The sequence below is a fragment of the Marinobacter antarcticus genome (genome assembly GCF_011049865.1).
Classification (GTDB): domain Bacteria; phylum Pseudomonadota; class Gammaproteobacteria; order Pseudomonadales; family Oleiphilaceae; genus Marinobacter; species Marinobacter antarcticus_A.
Genome location: NZ_DRGY01000069.1, coordinates 25,387 through 39,744 on the forward strand (window position 1 = coordinate 25,387; position 14,358 = coordinate 39,744).

Genomic DNA, 14,358 nt, shown 5'->3' on the forward strand with positions numbered 1-14,358 from the left:
TGTGGGCATCATAGCAGGCGCCTGCTACTCTCGCAGCAACCGCGCCAACCGTGGATTCGCTATTTGGAGTCGGGTTCGCCATTCTTTTACAGTGTATTTTGTCGTTTTAAGGTTGTCATGAACCATGGTGTCTCACCGTTTTTTCTACCCGGTGTGTTGGGCGAATTTTCGCAAAACCTGTGCCGGTCTGTTTTTGTTGTTTGCATTGCCCGCCTCAGCCCAGACCCTTCATTTGGTTACTGAGGAATGGCCCGGATTAATCAACGATACGCCGCAAGGCCCAAGCGGTGTGCTTTGGGATATCTCGAAAGACGCGCTTGAGAGTATGGGGTATGAGGTAACGCTGGAGTTTGTGCCCTGGAAACGCGCGCAGCGTCTGGTGCTGGGAAATGATCGCGACGGTATCCTTGGCATTGGCCTTACCGCCGAGCGGGAGTCAAGGTTCAACTTTCCCAAGCGAGCTCTCCTGGTTAGTGAAACAGCGGTGCATACAAAGCAGGAGCGGGAATTTCAGTATGAAAATCCGGCTTCTTTGAGTGGCATGAAAGTGGGTGTCTCTCCCGGCTATAAATATTCACCCGAAATTACCGAGTCGAAGCAGTTTGAGCGGGTGAACATGCCGTCTATTGAGTCGGGGTTGAAGATGCTGTTGCTTGGACGAATTGATGCGATGCTCGCTAACCGCCACGTTGTGCGGGTTCAGGCCGAGCGCATGGATATTGCAGACCGCATCAACGCTTCCGAGAAGCCGGTCAGTGGTGGCCTAATCTATCTGGCGTTCAGCCCTGAAACGTCTGCCGAGCTTCTCGAGGCATTCTCCAGTGCTCTGGAGCGCGCTTGCAAACTGTGCCTCTAGTGCGTGAAGCCGGCGTTTACGAAGGTGAGGCTTGCACCGTTTGCGAGCAAGGAGTGCTGGAGCGCTTTCGAGTAGTGAAAGGGCAGGAATACCTGCGTTGCCCGAATTGCGAAGCCACACTGATGGCGCAGCCAGGCTGGCTTACACCAGAAGAGGAGCGGGCGGTTTACGCGCTTCACAATAATGATCCAGGCGCCCCGGGTTATCGTGCTTTTCTCGAAAAGCTCGCATTGCCTCTGCTTGATCGTATTTATCCGGGCGCCTTCGGGTTGGATTTCGGTTGCGGGCCAGGCCCGGCGCTTGCAAAGATATTGCGCGAAGCGGGGATGGACGTTGCGCTTTACGATCCCTTTTTCTACCCGGCGCCGGCGGCCCTCAGCCACCCGTATGATTTCATCACGTGTTCCGAGGTGGTGGAGCACCTGCATTATCCGGCAAAGGTGTTTGGTCAACTGGATGGTTTGTTAAAGCCCGGAGGGTGGCTTGGCCTGATGACGTGCTTTCAGACCAACGATGAGCGGTTCGACAACTGGCATTACCGGCGGGACCCCACGCACGTCGTATTTTATCGCGAGGCGACACTGGCGTTCATTGCCAAAAAAAGGGGCTGGACAATGTTCGTGCCCCGAAAGGATGTGGCGATTTTTCATAAGCCTTTATGAAACCCCAGGCCGTGTGACGGCTTCAGCCGGTTTTGTTTTTCGTGACCAAAATGGAAAAGCGCTCAAGTAACGCGGATGCTTCCGGCGCGCCGGTAACCGAATCGATCATGGCGCTTGAGTCAAACCCCTCTCGCTCCAGATCTGGCGCTTGCACGCCAAGATAAGCCCTCATGATAGCTTCCGAAAATTCTGGATGGAATTGTACGCCCCAGGCGCATGTGCCCATCCGAAATGCCTGATGCGGTTCAAACTCGTTGCGGCCAAGCAGAACGGCACCTTGTGGCAGGCGCAACACGGACTGTTTGTGGGTAAGCTGCGCGCGAAAGCTTCCGGGGAAGTCGCGAAAAAGTGGGTCATCCTGGGCGCTGGCTAGCATCTCGACATCTCGTGTACCGCTCTCACGCCCGAAGGGATGATAGCCGACCTCGCCACCCAAGGCGTGGGCCAAAAGCTGGTGTCCATAGCAGACACCGAGCAAAGGAACAGCCTTGTCCACCGCTCGCGCTAGCCATTTTGCCGCATTTTCGCTCCAGGGCTCGCGGTCACTGACCATAGCGGGGGAGCCTGTGACAACAATGCCGTCCCAGTCGGTCGGGTCTGTTGGCAACTCTCCGGCTTCCGTGTCGAGCACGGTAATGTCGAGCCGGGGTGAAAGCCCGCGAACGAACCATTCGTCGAAATCACCGAACTGTTCTTTGATGCTCGGATAGGTGCTGCCTGTTTTAAGGATGACCACTCTCGGGATTGGTTGGCTCACTGCTCTGGTAGTTCCGCGTTGTGGAAAATGTTCTGCACGTCGTCCAGCTCGTTCAGCATGTCGCAGAACTTCTCGAACATGGGAATGTCGTCGCCTTCCACAGGGGTTGTGGTTTTTGGCAGGAACTGAATATCGTCTACGTCGAAGTCAATGTCGGCGAAGGTGTCGATCAGTGCCTGGCGGGCTTTGGCGTATTCGGTGTTAGGTGTGAAGACTGTAATTTGGCCGTCCTCGTTTTCAATATCCGTAACGTCGACATCCGCTTCCATCAGGGCTTCAAGTGCGGCTTCCTCCTCACCTTTGAATACAAAAATTGCGCTGTGGTCAAACATGTGGGCAACCGTGCCCGGTGTGCCGATCCTGGCTTTGGTTTTGGTGAAGGCCTGGCGAACATCGCCGAAGGTGCGGTTGGGATTATCTGTCAGGCAATCTACGATGACCATGCAGTTGCCGGGGCCATAACCTTCATAGCGCGCGGGTGAATAGTCTTCGCCTGCGCCACCACGGGCTTTGTCTATGGCTTTGTCGATAACGTGAGTTGGCACCTGATCTTTCTTCGCGCGTTCAATCAGTCCGCGTAGGGACAGATTGCCGTCAGGGTCTGTTCCGCCAGACTTGGCGCTCATGTAGATCTCGCGCCCGTACTTGCTGTAGACCTTGGTTTTGGCTTCCGCGGTTTTGGCCATGGATTGTTTGCGGTTCTGGTAGGCTCTGCCCATTTTGCGCTGCCTCATATTTGCTGGGGAAAAGGCCGGATTTTACGCAAGAATAGCCATTTGGGACAGGCCTATTTAATGGGCTGTTTTGCAGTGTCGAGATGCCATGGCCCGACAACCCACGTTATGCCAATCGGGGTACCTGCCTTACGCCCCGGCGAATCGCCCACTCAAGGCACGAGCTGACCAGTTTTCCGGTGAATGGCACAATATCGTCAAATGCGATGCGATAGCGAACGCGCGTGTGCCCCTCTGGCGTTTCTTCAAACCGAATGCAACCCAGATGATTTCGTATCGGGCTGAAGCTGGTGATGGTGTATTCAATCAGTGAATCTGGCTCGAAAACCGTAATGGTCTCTTCCAACCCGATAGGTCCGAGACCAAGCCAGCGTACCGAGCCAAGACCGTTGGGATCCGCCTGGTTGCTGTCTTTTATTCGCTTCACGGGCGCTCCGAGGATTTTTCCGAAGCGTCGATGGTCAGCAAACAGGGCAAACACTTTGCCGCGGGGCACGTCGAAGGTTTCGTCAATCTCAAAAGTATGTGTGGCCATCGGCACGCTCTTGTTGTTGTCTTTGATCTAAAGACTAACGGTTTAATCTTTACAAAAAAAGCCGCGCTTGGCGGCAGGTTAATGCCTTGGCGTGTGGCGATAGTCTCTGGGTGCCTGTCCCATTACTTTTTTGAACAGCCGGGAGAAATAATAGGCGTCGTCATAGCCCAGGCGATGGCTTATCTCGGTAAAGCTCAGGCTTGTGGCGTCCAGCATCTGACACGCCCTTTCAACTTTCAGATGAAGGAAATGCTGAATGGGTGAGGTGCCGGTCTGCTCTTTGTAGCGTGTCGCAAAGTGAGCCGGGGAAAGCCCCGCAAGATCGGCAAGCTGTTCCAGCGTAATGCGCTCATCAAGGCGCTCATGCATATAGTTGTTGATGGTATCCAGCTCCGCCTGGTGCTTATGGCTGGTTTCATCAACGCTGATGGGAACGGCCGCTAACAACTGTCGTAGCCGGTTGGCGGCGTGAATCAGGCCGCGGGCGCGGAAGCCGGTCTGGCGAACGGAGAGCAAGCCGTTAAAATCCACCAGTAATCTGGGTTGCCGGCCCAAATGGCGGATTGGCGTGGCGTCGTCAAACCCCATGTATTTGCGAAACTCCTCTGCCAGTGGCCCGGTGTAGTGCACCCAGTGAATAGTCCAGGGGTTCTCCGGGTCAGCCGTGTAGCGGTGGCTTGCGCCAGCAGGCAGCAACAAAAGGTCTCCCGCTTCCATCGTGTAAGGCTCACCCTGTACGTTCAGAAACGCCTTTCCCTCGGTGCAGTAAATCAAAAGATTGTCGCGATGATGCTCGCGGTGCATGTGATGGCCTGTCGCCCGGCGGTAATGGCCAAAAGCCAGCGGATAGAGATCGCGGGTAAGAGGGTGTTCAGACAAAAGCCTGATGATGGGTGCTGGCACCACATAGCGAATGCTGTTCTTGGGCACTGGCCACAGGGAGGTCTGTGTCATGTTGTCCACGGTCGGTGAAGGTATAGTGATCGAAAGATAATCCATTACGAGCGAAATTTAGTCAATCATCAAGTGCTCAAGGGCGTGCTAAGGTTTGTGCATACACTCGCCAAAGCAATCGTGCTTTGGCCCGTCTTTCGCACGACAATAAACAGGGGTTTTGAGATGAAAAACGTTCCACTGTACCTGGCAGGTGAATTCGTTCAGAGCCAGACCAACGAATGGATTGACGTGACCAACCCGGCCACGAACGAAGTGATAGCTCGGGCGCCGTGCACCACCGATGCGGAGATGCGTAAAGCGATTGAAACCGCCGGAGAGGTGTTCAAAACCTGGAAAGAAGTTCCGGTTTCAGAGCGTGCTCGGGTAATGCTGCGTTACCAAGCGCTTTTGAAAGAGCACCATGACGGCATTGCAGAGATTCTGTCCCAGGAAACCGGCAAGACCTTCGAAGATGCCAAGGGTGATGTTTGGCGCGGCATTGAAGTGGTTGAGCACGCCGCTAACGTGGCCTCCATGATGATGGGCGAGACCGTTGAGAACGTAGCGCGGGCTGTGGACACCCATTCCTGGGTTCAGCCTCTGGGCGTGTGTGCGGGCATTACGCCGTTCAACTTCCCAGCGATGATTCCGCTGTGGATGTTCCCAATGGCCATTGCCTGCGGTAATACCTTTATTTTAAAGCCGTCCGAACAGGACCCGCTCACCCCGACCCGCCTTGCTGAACTGTTTGAAGAAGCTGGCGCGCCCAAAGGTGTGCTTCAGGTCGTTCACGGTGGGAAAGAGCAAGTCGATGTGCTCCTTACCGATCCCGCTATCAAAGCCGTTTCTTTTGTAGGCTCTGTGCCGGTTGGCCGTTATATCTACGAAACCGGCACCCGCAACATGAAGCGTGTTCAGAGCTTTGCAGGCGCCAAGAACCACATGGTTATCATGCCGGATGCAGACAAGAAGCAGGTGATCAATGCTCTGGTTGGTGCTTCTGTGGGCGCCGCCGGCCAGCGTTGCATGGCCATTTCGGTCGCCGTGTTTGTTGGTGAAGCTCAAGCCTGGATTCCGGAACTCAAAGATGCCATGGCGAACGTTCGCCCGGGTGCCTGGAACGATTCAGACGCTAGCTATGGCCCGGTCATCTCAGCCAAAGCGAAGGACCGTGTGGAGTCACTGATTGCCACCGGCGAAGCCCAGGGCGCCAATCTGCTGCTGGACGGCCGCGGCTGCACCGTGGAAGGACTGCCTGACGGAAACTGGGTTGGCCCGACTTTGTTTTCAGGTGTCACCACTGAAATGGACATCTACAACGAAGAAATCTTCGGCCCTGTGCTCACCTGCATGGAAGAGGAAAGCCTGGCGGATGCCATCGCGCTCATCAACAAAAGCCCATACGGTAACGGTGTATCGATCTTCACCAGCTCCGGCGGCGCGGCGCGTCGCTTCCAGCATGAGATTGAAGTAGGCCAGGTGGGTGTGAACATTCCCATTCCTGTGCCTCTGCCTTTCTTCTCATTCACCGGGTGGAAAGGATCGTTCTACGGCGACCAGCACGCTTACGGCAAGCAGGCAGTGCGTTTCTATACCGAGACCAAAACGGTCACGTCACGCTGGTTCTCCAGTGAGACAACGGCGGAAGCGAACTTCTCTATCCAGTTACGTTAATCGCGTTGACGTTTTGATGACTAGGGATGACCAGGGATGACCAGAGACGGCCAGACCTGGTCGTCCTGAGTGAGCCAAGACTCTTGAATCTGGAGCCTGACGATGGATTTTAACCTGACTGAAGATCAACTCGCCTTCCGTGAAGCTGCCCGCACGTTTGCTGAAAAATCCATGGCGCCCCATGCAGCCAAATGGGACAACGAGCATATCTTTCCGGTAGACACGCTGAAAGAAGCCGGTGAAATGGGCTTTATGAGCATCTACACCCCGGAAACGCTGGGCGGTATGGGGCTTTCCCGGCTCGACACCTCCGTTATTGTGGAAGAGCTGGCGGCTGCCTGCCCCTCAACGGCCGCGTTCATAACCATTCACAACATGGCAACCTGGATGGTTGCAAGCTTTGCGCCTGACGATCTCAAGCAGAACGTTGTGCCGAAGCTGGCCAGCGGTGAATGGCTTGCCTCCTACTGCCTCACGGAACCCGGTGCAGGCTCAGACGCTGCGAGCTTGAGAACCAAAGCGGTTCGTGATGGCGACCACTACGTGATCAACGGCAGCAAAGTTTTCATCTCCGGTGCCGGTGATACCAATATCCTTGTGTTAATGGCGCGCACCGGTGCAGCAGACTCCGGGGCCAAAGGTATTTCGACGTTTGTTATTCCCGCCGACGCCGAGGGCGTTTCCTACGGCAAGAATGAAGAAAAAATGGGCTGGCACAGCCAACCAACGCGCACGATCAATCTTGAGAACGTACGTGTTCCTGCAACCAGCCGCCTGGGTGATGAGGGCGACGGTTTTGCTATCGCCATGAAAGGGCTTGATGGCGGTCGTCTCAATATTGCCACCTGCTCATTGGGCGGCGCGCAAGCCGCTCTGCTGAGGGCCCGCAACTACATGCACGAACGTGAACAGTTCGGCAAACCGCTGGCTGCCTTTCAGGCCTTGCAGTTCAAGCTGGCGGACATGGCAACCAACCTGGTGGCGGCCCGGCAAATGGTTCGTCTCGGTGCTTTCAAGCTGGATAGTGGCGACACAGAAGCAACATTGCACTGTGCCATGGCCAAGCGTTTTGCCACCGATGCGTGCTTTGACGTGGTGAACGACGCACTGCAACTGCACGGCGGCTATGGTTATATTCGAGAATACCCGCTGGAGCGCTATTTACGCGACCTGCGCGTGCACCAGATTCTGGAAGGTACCAACGAAATCATGCGTTTGATCATTGCGCGTCGCGTGCTGGATAACGGCGTGGCCGAGGCCATTCAATAAGCGACAAAAACGAACAGGAGAATGAGGATGAGCGATCTGATTCAGCTCGAAAAACGCGAACACATTGCGATACTGACCATTAATAACCCGCCGGCCAATACCTGGACCGCCGATTCGCTGATAGCACTGACAAAAACCGTTCACGAACTCAACCAGGACACCAACATTTTTGCGCTGGTTCTGACCGGGCAGGGCGAGAAGTTTTTCTCCGCCGGTGCCGATCTCAAAACCTTTGCCGATGGTGACAAAGCCCGGGCCAACGATATGGCTCAGCTCTTTGGGGAAGCGTTTGCGGCATTAACCGCGTTTCGCGGTGTTTCCATCGCCGCGATCAACGGTTACGCCATGGGCGGTGGCCTTGAGTGCGCGCTGGCCTGTGATATCCGCATTGCCGAAGAACAGGCGCAGATGGCACTGCCGGAAGCCTCTGTTGGTTTGCTGCCGTGCGCTGGCGGTACTCAGAATTTGCCCTGGATAGTCGGTGAGGGCTGGGCCAAACGCATGATCCTGTGCGGTGAGCGGGTAAAATCTGACAAAGCGTTGCAAATTGGCTTGGTTGAAGAAGTTGTCGCCAGTGGCAAGGGGTTGGAAAAGGCGTTGGAGCTGGCAGAAATGGCGTGCAAGCAAAGCCCTTCGTCCGTTGCCCGTTGCAAGACCCTGGTGATGAGTTCCCGCGATGGCCGCAGCCATACCGATAGCTGGCGCATGGAGCGCGAACTGTTCGTTGAACTGTTCTCAACAGACGATCAGAAAGAGGGCGTGAACGCCTTCCTGGAAAAGCGCAAACCGGAATGGAAAAATCGCTAAAACCCTCCGGCATACCGGTTTAAGGATCTAAAATGAGTAACCACCCGATTGTTTTTGAAGAGTGGAAAACCGCTGATGGCGCATTGATTGCCGTAGCCCGGCTGAACACGCCGAAAGCACTCAATTCACTTTCCCTCGAGATGATTCGGCTGTTAACCCCTCAGCTCAAACGCTGGGCACAGGACGACAACGTTCGGGCCGTCTGGATAGAAGCAGAGGGCGACAAGGCGTTTTGTGCCGGCGGCGATATTGTGGCGCTGTACCGAAGCATGACCGAACCCCAAAGTGGAAGCGGTGCGAGCGAAGGTGAGGCTTTCTTCATCGAAGAGTACGAGTTGGACTATCTGATCCACTCGTTCCCGAAGCCGGTGGTGTGCTGGGCGCACGGCATTGTGATGGGAGGCGGCATTGGCATCATGGCTGGGGCGTCCCACCGAGTGGTAACCGAAGCGTCCAAGCTGGCCATGCCCGAGAGCAGTATCGGGCTCTATCCGGACGTTGCCGCTGGCTGGTTTCTCAATCGCGCACCCGGACGCACGGGGTTGTTTCTCGGGCTGACAGGCGCCCGCATGAATGCTGCCGATGCTTTGTTTATCGGGCTAGCAGACCGATTCGTGAAACATGAACGGAAATCTGCTGTGGTCGCCGACCTGATTGCTCAAAATTGGCAGGGCGAAGATGCGTTCGCCCTGGTCGGCAGCGTGCTTCGCCAGCACGAGAATCAAAGCGCTGACGCTTTGCCGGAATCGCCTGTGCGGACGCACTTCGATGAGATCAATCGTGTAACCGATGCAGACAGCCTGACCGATATGGTCGCGCAGATGAAGGCGCTTTCGAACGGCGAAGGATGGCTCGCCAAAGCAACCCGACCGCTGGAGTCGGCTTCGCCAACGTCACTTGCGCTGTGCTGGCAGCACCTGCGTAATTGCCGTCTGGACAGCCTTCGCGAGGTTCTTGATAAAGAGGTCACGCTTTCCGGAAACTGCCTGAAAAAAGGAGAGTTTGTGGAAGGGGTGCGCGCACTTTTGATTGACAAGGACAAGCAGCCCAGATGGCGTTACGCATCGCTGGCGGAAATGGACAGCGCGTGGATTGACAGCTTTTTCAAACACTGATCAAAGGGCCAGCTCGCTGATCAAGAGCGGCGGCCTACTCAACCTAATACAAGAACAAGGGGATTATTATGGCGGCAATTACCTTTATTGGTTTGGGCAATATGGGCGGGCCTATGGCCAGCAACCTTGTAAAGGCCGGGCATACCGTAACCGTATTTGATCTGTCAAAAGAGGCGGTAGCGGCGTTGGTCTCCGAAGGGGCTAAGTCTGCAGCCACGGCCCACGAAGCGGCGGCGGGCGCAGAATGTGTGATCACCATGCTGCCGGCCGGCCAGCACGTTGAGGCGGTGTATCTTGGAGATGACGGCCTGCTAGCGAAACTTCCCGCAGGTACGCTGGTGATTGATTCCTCCACCATTTCGCCGGAAACCGCGCGCGCTGTTGCGGAGCAGGCTACGGCCAAAAACATTCCGTTCATTGATGCCCCAGTCTCCGGTGGAGTGGGCGGGGCCAAAGCCGGAACATTGACCTTCATCTGTGGCGGCGCTGAAGAGACCTTCAATAAGGCGAAGCCGATTCTGGAAACCATGGGCAAAAATATCTTCCTTGCGGGCGAACACGGTGCCGGTCAGGTTGCTAAGATCTGCAACAACATGCTGCTGGCCATTCTGATGGCAGGCACCAGTGAGGCTCTGGCTCTGGGCGTGAAAAACGGCCTGGATCCGGCGGTTCTGTCGGAAGTCATGAAGCAGAGTTCCGGGGGCAACTGGGCGTTGAATGTATACAATCCATGGCCGGGCGTAATGGAAGCCGCGCCCGCGTCACGGGGATACGAAGGTGGCTTTCTGGTCAACCTGATGAACAAGGATCTTGGCCTGGCCTTCGATAACGCCGTAAAGAATCACGCTGCAATTCCAATGGGCTCTCTCGCTCGCAACCTGTTTGAACTCCACGCCGGGCAGGGCAACGGCGCACTGGATTTCTCCAGTATCCAGCGCCTCTACAAACCGGAATAATACAGATTGGGGCACGGTTTTCCGGGCCCCGACATTCTGGTCACGGTCGCGAGTTCTTCTATCTATGTTGACGAATACCTTTGTACTCTATTTATCGACGGTGTTGATCTGGGGATCGACGTTTATTGCGATACCTCTGCAACTGGGTGAAGTGCCGGGCGATGTGTCCATTGCTTACCGGTTCGGGTTGGCCGCGCTGGTTTTGATGCTGTGGTGCTGTCTGACCCGGCGTAATATGAAATTCAGCCTTAGTCAGCATTGCTGGATAGCAGGCCAGGGCCTGATGTTGTTCGGTTTTAATTATCTGTTGGTTTATCAGGCCGCCGCTGATATCACCAGCGGATTGATCGCGGTGGTGTTTTCTACAATCATCGTCATGAACATCGTTAACGGTGCGCTGTTTTTCGGTAACCGCGTGCCACGTTCCGTCATGGCCGGCGCCGCTTTGGGGTTGGTGGGTATTTGCCTGGTGTTTCTGCCGGAAGTTCGCGCACTGGACGCAGACGGTACCACCTTGCGCGCCATGATCTTGAGCCTGGTGGGAACCTTTATCACCTCGTTCGGTAACATGTTCTCTGCCCGCAATCAGTCAGCAAAACTACCCGTTATGCAGAGCAACGCCTACGGTATGGCCTACGGAGCCCTTGTGCTGGCGCTTATTGCTTGGGGTAGGGGAGAGCCGTTCGTGTTCGAAGCCACATGGACATACACGGGTTCTCTGGTGTATCTGGCCTTGATCGGATCGGTGCTTGGCTTTGGGAGTTTTCTCACTCTGCTGGGGCGAATTGGGCCCGAGCGCGCAGCCTATTGTATGGTGCTGTTCCCGATCGTAGCGCTTGCGCTTTCAACCGTATTTGAAAACTATCGCTGGACGACCGAGGCCGTGGCTGGCGTCTCCCTGGTACTTGCCGGTAATCTATTGGTCATAGTGCCCAAAGAGAAATTGCAGCGGGTAGTGCGAATCCTCCGCCCCACGAGTAAAGCCACATGAACTTTCCGCTTGTCACAACGGACTGGCTGGCAAACAACTCGGCCAGAAAAGACCTTGTCCTTCTCGATGCCAGCATGGCTAAAGTGGTTGGACGAGCGCCCATTGTGTATGACCAACCCGTGTTTATCCCGGGTTCCAGAAAGTTGGATCTGGAAAAGAATTTTAGTGATTTGAACTCAACGATGATTCACGCCTTTCCAACGGACGAGCAGTTCACGGGGGAGGCTCGCAAGCTGGGAATGAACGCCGATAGTATTGTCATTATTTATGATAACCAGGGCGTTTATTCCTCGCCGAGAGCCTGGTGGATGTTTCAGTCCATGGGCCATGAAAACACCTTTGTTCTCGATGGTGGCTTACCCAAGTGGCTGGCTGAAAAAAGAGAGACGTCTTCCAGCCTGGCAAAGGAGCTGACCGAGCCAGGGAATATCAGTGGCGTGTTGCATGCAGGCACGGTATGCGATTCCGATTATCTGCTGAAAGCGCTTGATGAAGGGCAGGCAACGGCCGTTGATGCGCGCTCATCCGAGCGTTTTCATGGAACAGCGCCAGAGCCGAGAGCAGGTGTGCGCAGCGGGCATATCCCCGGCTCTTGTAACCTGCCGTTCTTACACGTTCTGGATGGGCATATCTTCAAAAGTGCAGAGCAGCTAAAAGAGATTTTTGCGCGAACCTTGCCTGCGGAAAGCGAGCAAACCGTGTTTTCTTGCGGTTCGGGCATAACCGCCTGCATTATATTGATGGCCGCAGTGATTGCCGGCTACAAAAACAATGTGCTGTACGATGGCTCCTGGGCTGACTGGGGTAGTGACTTGTCATTGCCGGTTGCCACATTGGAGTGACTTTGTCTGGTTGCTCTATTTTGAATAGCACATCCGAAAAGTGCGCAGAAGCGAATGATGATAGATTCGATAACCGTTCCAGATCCCAGCGTTAGCTGCACAAGCTGCCAGGCTTGCTGTTGCCGCCTGGAAGTGATGCTGATCACGGAGACAGGCGTGCCAGAGCGATTCATCGCAACGGATCAGTGGGGCGGCCAAACCATGGCGCGATCAGACGATGGCTGGTGTGCAGCGCTGGATCGCAAAACCATGTCGTGCTCGATATACGAGAAGCGGCCGTTTATCTGCCGGGAGTTCGAAATGGGCGGCTACGAGTGCATAGCTGAGCGCGCCGCCAATGTTCCGATAGCCTAAAATGCCGCGTTCATATTACGGCTGTGCGGGGGCTTCTGGCTCCGGGGAGAATTTCACCCGTATTTTGCTTTTACTGATACGGGCGTCGTTCAAACGCGCCTTGGCCATCTTGGCCTCCTTTGGATCCGGCATTTCCACGAAGCCAAAACCCTTTGACGTACCCGTTTCTTTATCTAAAACCAATGTGCATTCAGTGACAGTGCCGTGAGCAGCAAACAGCTCCCGAATTTCCTGTTCTGTTATTGTGCGAGCGAGGTTGCGGACTAATAGTTTCATGATGGACCATATGACAAGGTAATGATGGCACCGATTGTTTCAGTGTGGGTTAACAAGAACAAGCTGTTTTGACCGTCGGATGTATTGTTAACGCAGTGGGCGTTTGATTAACGGGCGTTTTTGCGACAGAATCTGCGCCCGGACTTTTACAAAACCATACCTTCAAGGATTGAAGATATGCCCCAGGCAAACGGACTGCAGTTTACCGCCCGTGTTGGCGAACTCCCCTCTGATCTATTTTCCGTGGTTGGCTTTACGCTCACCGAACGGCTTTCCGAGCTATTCCACGGCCGCCTTGAATTGGCCAGCACGGATCCAGACCTGGATGCTGCGGAGGTTCTGGAGCAGCCGGTGGATCTGGTGGTGTGGCAGGATGGGGTGCCGCTTCGCCGCTTCACCGGCGTGGTTAACGAGTTTGCCCGGGGTGACACCGGCCACCGTCGCATCCGCTACGAACTCATCATTCAGCCGCCGTTATGGCGGTTAGGGCTGATGCACAACAGCCGCATCTTTCAAACCCAGACCACAGACACCCTCGTGCGCACGTTATTAGAAGAACGGGGCATAGTGAATTCGGTGTTTGATTTAAAACGTGCGCCCCAGGAGCGGGAATACTGCGTACAGCACCGGGAAAGCGATCTGGCGTTTGTTGAGCGGTTGGCCGCAGAGGAAGGCTGGCATTACCGCTTTGAGCACGGCCGTGTAGATGGAAGCGAGCAGCCCGGCTTGATCCTTGCCGACCACCACGGCGATGCGCCCAGATTAGACGCCGCCGAATACAACGGCAAAGCCGGCGGCAGTACCAGCCAACCGGCCGTGTTCCGCTTCCGCTACGAAGAACGGGTTCGTGTTGCCTCCGTGGCCCTGAAAGATTACACCTTCAAAAACCCTGCCTACGCCCTGATGCACGAACAGAGCGACGCCAGCACTACCCAACGCTCTGACTACCAACACTTCGACTACCCGGGCCGCTTCAAAGCCGACGCCAGCGGTCAGCCGTTTACCGACGCGAAACTCGACGCCCTCAGAAACGATGCCAGCACCGCTCACGGCGAAAGCAACCGCGCCGACTTTACCTGCGGTGCCAAAGCCGAGCTGACCGAACACGACAACCCCCATTTAAACCGCGACTGGCTTCTCACCGCTGTTACCCACACCGGCAAACAACCCCAGGCCATGGAAGAAGAGGGCGGTTCCAAACCCACTACCTATCACAACAGGTTCAGTGCCATTCCTGCTGACAAAACCTGGCGCCCGAACATACCCCAGCGCCCACTGATGGACGGCCCACAGATGGCCATTGTTACCGGCCCGGAAGGCGAAGAAATTCACTGCGATGAATTTGGCCGGGTAAAAGTACGGTTTCCCTGGGACAGATACAGTAAGAACAACGAACACAGCAGCGCCTGGCTGCGAGTCAGCCAGGGCTGGGCTGGCGGCCAGTATGGCTTTATGGCCTTACCCAGAATCGGCAACGAAGTCATCGTCTCGTTCCTGGACGGCGACCCGGATCAGCCCATCATTACCGGCCGAACCTACCACGCCACGAACACACCGCCTTACGCGCTGCCGGAACACAAAACAAGAACCACCC

The 14,358-nt window shown here is 55.5% G+C and carries 16 protein-coding genes; 11 read left to right on the plus strand and 5 right to left on the minus strand.

Annotated features, from left to right (window positions below):
* Nucleotides 1–124: 124 nt before the first annotated feature.
* Nucleotides 125–856 (plus strand): substrate-binding periplasmic protein, encoded by a 732-nt coding sequence (locus ENI00_RS08745; RefSeq protein ID WP_304101416.1) that lies wholly within the window; start codon nucleotides 125–127, stop codon nucleotides 854–856.
* A complete protein-coding gene (locus ENI00_RS08750) occupies nucleotides 847–1,518 on the plus strand; it encodes a class I SAM-dependent methyltransferase (protein WP_349740402.1) in 672 nt (223 codons plus the stop codon). The genes ENI00_RS08745 and ENI00_RS08750 overlap by 10 nt, the downstream gene beginning before the upstream one ends.
* A gap of 22 nt (nucleotides 1,519–1,540) precedes the next feature.
* On the opposite strand, the gene ENI00_RS08755 is transcribed toward ENI00_RS08750, so the two are convergent.
* The 4 genes from ENI00_RS08755 to ENI00_RS08770 form a co-directional block, all read right to left on the minus strand.
* On the minus strand, nucleotides 1,541–2,275 hold the full coding sequence (locus ENI00_RS08755) for a glutamine amidotransferase (RefSeq protein WP_304101418.1): 735 nt from the start codon (nucleotides 2,273–2,275) through the stop codon (nucleotides 1,541–1,543).
* Nucleotides 2,272–2,994, minus strand: a complete 723-nt coding sequence (locus ENI00_RS08760; protein WP_304101420.1) for a YebC/PmpR family DNA-binding transcriptional regulator — start codon at nucleotides 2,992–2,994, stop codon at nucleotides 2,272–2,274. Before ENI00_RS08760 ends, ENI00_RS08755 begins: the two co-directional genes overlap by 4 nt.
* Before the next feature lie 121 nt (nucleotides 2,995–3,115).
* Nucleotides 3,116–3,544, minus strand: a complete 429-nt coding sequence (locus ENI00_RS08765; RefSeq protein WP_304101421.1) for an SRPBCC family protein — start codon at nucleotides 3,542–3,544, stop codon at nucleotides 3,116–3,118.
* Nucleotides 3,545–3,622: 78 nt separating this feature from the next.
* Entirely contained in the window at nucleotides 3,623–4,498 is an 876-nt protein-coding gene (locus ENI00_RS08770) for an AraC family transcriptional regulator (RefSeq protein ID WP_304101423.1), read from the minus strand.
* Nucleotides 4,499–4,663: 165 nt separating this feature from the next.
* Here ENI00_RS08770 and ENI00_RS08775 point away from each other — a divergent pair, with 165 nt between their 5' ends.
* From ENI00_RS08775 to ENI00_RS08810, 8 genes are all read left to right on the plus strand, one after another.
* Complete coding sequence (locus tag ENI00_RS08775; RefSeq protein WP_304101424.1) at nucleotides 4,664–6,154, plus strand: CoA-acylating methylmalonate-semialdehyde dehydrogenase; 1,491 nt, start codon at nucleotides 4,664–4,666, stop codon at nucleotides 6,152–6,154.
* A gap of 102 nt (nucleotides 6,155–6,256) precedes the next feature.
* Complete coding sequence (locus ENI00_RS08780; protein ID WP_304101425.1) at nucleotides 6,257–7,423, plus strand: acyl-CoA dehydrogenase family protein; 1,167 nt, start codon at nucleotides 6,257–6,259, stop codon at nucleotides 7,421–7,423.
* A gap of 27 nt (nucleotides 7,424–7,450) precedes the next feature.
* Nucleotides 7,451–8,230 carry an enoyl-CoA hydratase gene (locus tag ENI00_RS08785; protein WP_304101426.1) on the plus strand — a complete coding sequence of 260 codons (780 nt, stop codon included), beginning with the start codon at nucleotides 7,451–7,453 and terminating at the stop codon, nucleotides 8,228–8,230.
* A gap of 32 nt (nucleotides 8,231–8,262) precedes the next feature.
* Entirely contained in the window at nucleotides 8,263–9,345 is a 1,083-nt protein-coding gene (locus ENI00_RS08790) for an enoyl-CoA hydratase/isomerase family protein (protein ID WP_304101428.1), read from the plus strand.
* 68 nt (nucleotides 9,346–9,413) lie between these two features.
* A complete protein-coding gene (gene mmsB, locus ENI00_RS08795) occupies nucleotides 9,414–10,301 on the plus strand; it encodes a 3-hydroxyisobutyrate dehydrogenase (protein ID WP_304101431.1) in 888 nt (295 codons plus the stop codon).
* Nucleotides 10,302–10,365: 64 nt separating this feature from the next.
* The gene (locus tag ENI00_RS08800) at nucleotides 10,366–11,292 is read left to right on the plus strand and encodes a DMT family transporter (protein WP_304101432.1); all 927 of its coding nucleotides are present in this window, start codon (nucleotides 10,366–10,368) and stop codon (nucleotides 11,290–11,292) included.
* A complete protein-coding gene (locus ENI00_RS08805) occupies nucleotides 11,289–12,134 on the plus strand; it encodes a sulfurtransferase (protein WP_304101433.1) in 846 nt (281 codons plus the stop codon). Before ENI00_RS08800 ends, ENI00_RS08805 begins: the two co-directional genes overlap by 4 nt.
* Before the next feature lie 54 nt (nucleotides 12,135–12,188).
* Nucleotides 12,189–12,488 (plus strand): YkgJ family cysteine cluster protein, encoded by a 300-nt coding sequence (locus ENI00_RS08810; RefSeq protein WP_304101434.1) that lies wholly within the window; start codon nucleotides 12,189–12,191, stop codon nucleotides 12,486–12,488.
* 15 nt (nucleotides 12,489–12,503) lie between these two features.
* Here the strand turns inward: ENI00_RS08810 and ENI00_RS08815 are convergent, their stop codons facing one another.
* Nucleotides 12,504–12,764, minus strand: coding sequence for an RNA recognition motif domain-containing protein (locus ENI00_RS08815; RefSeq protein WP_304101435.1), 261 nt, complete (start codon nucleotides 12,762–12,764; stop codon nucleotides 12,504–12,506).
* A 177-nt stretch (nucleotides 12,765–12,941) separates the two neighbouring features.
* Here ENI00_RS08815 and tssI point away from each other — a divergent pair.
* On the plus strand, nucleotides 12,942–14,358 hold a 1,417-nt coding region (tssI, locus tag ENI00_RS08820; RefSeq protein ID WP_304101436.1), incomplete at its 3' end, for a type VI secretion system tip protein TssI/VgrG.

Excerpts from the sequence above, each read along its gene's own strand:
- ENI00_RS08745 (WP_304101416.1), top strand. The coding sequence starts at position 125 with ATGGTGTCTCACCGTTTTTTCTACCCGGTGTGTTGGGCGAATTTTCGC.
- ENI00_RS08760 (WP_304101420.1), bottom strand. The coding sequence starts at position 2,994 with ATGGGCAGAGCCTACCAGAACCGCAAACAATCCATGGCCAAAACCGCG.
- ENI00_RS08765 (WP_304101421.1), bottom strand. The coding sequence starts at position 3,544 with ATGGCCACACATACTTTTGAGATTGACGAAACCTTCGACGTGCCCCGC.
- ENI00_RS08770 (WP_304101423.1), bottom strand. The coding sequence starts at position 4,498 with ATGACACAGACCTCCCTGTGGCCAGTGCCCAAGAACAGCATTCGCTAT.
- ENI00_RS08775 (WP_304101424.1), top strand. The coding sequence starts at position 4,664 with ATGAAAAACGTTCCACTGTACCTGGCAGGTGAATTCGTTCAGAGCCAG.
- ENI00_RS08780 (WP_304101425.1), top strand. The coding sequence starts at position 6,257 with ATGGATTTTAACCTGACTGAAGATCAACTCGCCTTCCGTGAAGCTGCC.
- ENI00_RS08785 (WP_304101426.1), top strand. The coding sequence starts at position 7,451 with ATGAGCGATCTGATTCAGCTCGAAAAACGCGAACACATTGCGATACTG.
- ENI00_RS08790 (WP_304101428.1), top strand. The coding sequence starts at position 8,263 with ATGAGTAACCACCCGATTGTTTTTGAAGAGTGGAAAACCGCTGATGGC.
- mmsB (WP_304101431.1), top strand. The coding sequence starts at position 9,414 with ATGGCGGCAATTACCTTTATTGGTTTGGGCAATATGGGCGGGCCTATG.
- ENI00_RS08800 (WP_304101432.1), top strand. The coding sequence starts at position 10,366 with ATGTTGACGAATACCTTTGTACTCTATTTATCGACGGTGTTGATCTGG.
- ENI00_RS08805 (WP_304101433.1), top strand. The coding sequence starts at position 11,289 with ATGAACTTTCCGCTTGTCACAACGGACTGGCTGGCAAACAACTCGGCC.
- ENI00_RS08810 (WP_304101434.1), top strand. The coding sequence starts at position 12,189 with ATGATGATAGATTCGATAACCGTTCCAGATCCCAGCGTTAGCTGCACA.
- ENI00_RS08815 (WP_304101435.1), bottom strand. The coding sequence starts at position 12,764 with ATGAAACTATTAGTCCGCAACCTCGCTCGCACAATAACAGAACAGGAA.